At 58.0% G+C, this 2438-nt stretch carries 2 protein-coding genes and 1 pseudogene; 1 reads left to right on the top strand and 2 read right to left on the bottom strand.

Annotation, left to right across the window (positions count from 1 at the left end; all coding sequences use genetic code 11):
• Positions 1-369: IS4 family transposase (locus GEU01_RS25250; RefSeq protein WP_269719726.1), on the top strand; the 369-nt coding region annotated here is incomplete at its 5' end.
• 8 nt (positions 370-377) lie between these two features.
• On the opposite strand, the pseudogene GEU01_RS23665 reads toward GEU01_RS25250, so the two are convergent.
• Both GEU01_RS23665 and GEU01_RS20750 read right to left on the bottom strand, forming a co-directional pair.
• Positions 378-1850, bottom strand: a pseudogene (locus GEU01_RS23665) (TonB-dependent siderophore receptor); the annotation flags it as partial.
• A 237-nt stretch (positions 1851-2087) separates the two neighbouring features.
• Positions 2088-2438 (bottom strand): IS66 family transposase (locus GEU01_RS20750; RefSeq protein WP_019086484.1); only part of this gene is annotated, 351 nt, incomplete at its 5' end.

Below are 2438 nucleotides of genomic sequence, written 5' to 3'. Positions count from 1 at the left end.
AAGCTTGAAGAGCTCCGCCTAACGACCGCAGGCCGGCTCGCAAACTGTATCGCCTTATGCTGCGTGGTGGCCTGGCGTATCTCATGGATAACAATGCTCAGGCGTGAATTACCAGGGACGTCGCCTTCTACCGTTTTTACAGATGTGGAACGCCAAATACTCGAACAGTTCACACCCATACGCAAACTCAGCACTTCACCAGACCTGGATTTTTACATCCGGGCAGTCGCCAGACTGGGTGGTTACCTTGATCGCGCTTCCGATGCTCCGCCCGGAACAACTGTTATCTGGAGAGGAATGTCTCGCCTGGCAGATATCGTTACAGGTGCTCTCTCCTATCAAATTACAGAAGAAAAAATTTATGGGTAACTGCAAGCCGAGGCACGCCATGTAATCTGGCGGGGATTTTCATGGGAAGTGGTATGGTAGATATATTCGTTCTGCTGTGAACGGTACCAGTCATTACGCAGGCTGCCGGTCACGACCAGCCCCTTCCAGCGCATTTCATCCTGTGCGTACATGCCAATCTGGTGTGAATCCGTCTGGTAATGCAGATACGGATTCATGGCGGGAATGGCCATGTGATAGTCCGGGTGCAGGACATTCAGGTCTGGCGCGCTACCGTAGAACCCTTCTTCCGATGCGCTTTGCTGCATGTAGTCAAAACCGAACATCATCGTATGCCGCAGGGGGCCGGTGCGGACATGGCCCTTGAACTGGCTGTCAAACGCCAGGTTGTGCGTATGTTCGTTCGTGCCAAAGGCGGAACGGCTGAGCATGTCGTTGCTGGTGTAATAACCGTTGTTGTACACGCTGCGATAGATGGTCTTGATGTCATCGTACCGCCCGCGGCTGGTAAAGCTCCAGTTATCGTTGAAACGGTGGTTGAAAATATAGGTGATCCCGCCCTGCCGGCGGTTGAACTTCTCGAACGGCACATCCCCGTCATAAAAGTTCCGTGGCAGGTATCCATAAGATGCGGGCCTGAGCGACCCCACCAGTGGCTCACCGCCATAGGTGCCGTTTTCGGGATCGTACTGGTAGTTGCCCAGCAGTGTCAGTGTTGTCGGCCCGTTCCCGCCAAACGTGAAGGACGGGCTGATGGAAAACCGTCGGCTGCCCGTCTTGCTCATCTGGCTGTGCTGGCCGTTGACCGTGCCATACAGCCGGTAGCGGACCATGCCGTCCTTCGTTGCATAGCCGCCAACATCGGCGTCCACGCGATACAGGTCGAACATGCCGCCCGTCGTGTTGACGCCACCATAGAATTTCTGGTCGGTCGGCAGCTTGCTGGACAGGGCGACAAGACCGCCGGGGCTGGACTGGCCATACAGCGCGGATGCCGGCCCTTTCAGGATCTCGACCCGTTCCAGCCGTGACGTATCGGTCTGCGCCGTGGCATAGCCCGTAGGGCTGTCCTGCAGCTTCAGGCCGTCAAGGAAGGTTGGCACCGTAAAGCCGCGCAGGGCGAACTGGTCATAGCGTGTGCCCTCGCCACCACTACGCAGGTCCGGGGTGATGCCCGCCGTGTAGCGCACGGCCTGATTAAGGCTCAGCACGCCGCGCACATCCATTTCGTTGCGGCTGACAACCGTAACCGACTGGGCGGTTTCGATCAGTGGCGTATCGGATTTCGTGGCCGAGGACGCAACCGTCGCCGGCCTGTGGGCATGGACTTCCAGCTTTTCCGCCCGCACGGCGTTTGCGTCAGGTTGCGGGGCTGCCTTTTTCGCGCCCGACGTCCGGGCGCGGTGGGCGTGGTCCGATTTTTCAACCAGATCGGCCGCAAGGGCATGCCCCGTCACCAGAAGTGAAAGGGGAAATACGTAAAAAACCCTGCTGCGCTGCATGCCCGACCTCATTCCTGACGTTTTCTGTCGTATGGAAGTGGGGTCGTATCGTAATTGAGAATCATTTGCAACGCATATCAAAATGTGTCTGCACGGCAGGCGCGGTCGGTTCCCGTGCGGGGCTTTCCGCACGGACAGGTATCCGTGCAGGGCACGTGGGGGCGCCAACCGGAACAGGTCATGTCATGGTTGTCGCTGGTTTTCATTGTAACCATCCGGCGAGAGACGCGGGCGTATTCAGGCGGCGATGGTATTGTGGACCTGCTGGTGGGCTTTCCAGTGCCAGGGCAGGAGTTCATGGAGGCGTGGATTGGGAATGTCATTGATCCGTGCCAGGACATCAGCGAGCCATGCATGGGGATCGACATCGTTCAGGCGCGCGGTGACGATCAGGGAATACATGGCGGCGGCGCGCTCTCCGCCACGATCGGACCCGGCGAACAACCAGGCTTTCCTGCCCAGGGCGATGCCGCGCAGGGCGCGTTCTGCTGCATTGTTTGAGAGGCAGATCCGGCCGTCAGTGAGGAATCGTGTGAATGTATCGGCACGTCTGAGAAAATAGTTCATGGCGTGGGCAACGGGATTTTT

It is taken from the genome of Komagataeibacter europaeus LMG 18890, from assembly GCF_000285295.1.
GTDB classification, from domain to species: Bacteria; Pseudomonadota; Alphaproteobacteria; order Acetobacterales; family Acetobacteraceae; genus Komagataeibacter; species Komagataeibacter europaeus.
Note: the sequence above shows the minus strand (reverse complement) of the source record. Positions and strands in the feature narration are given on the sequence as shown.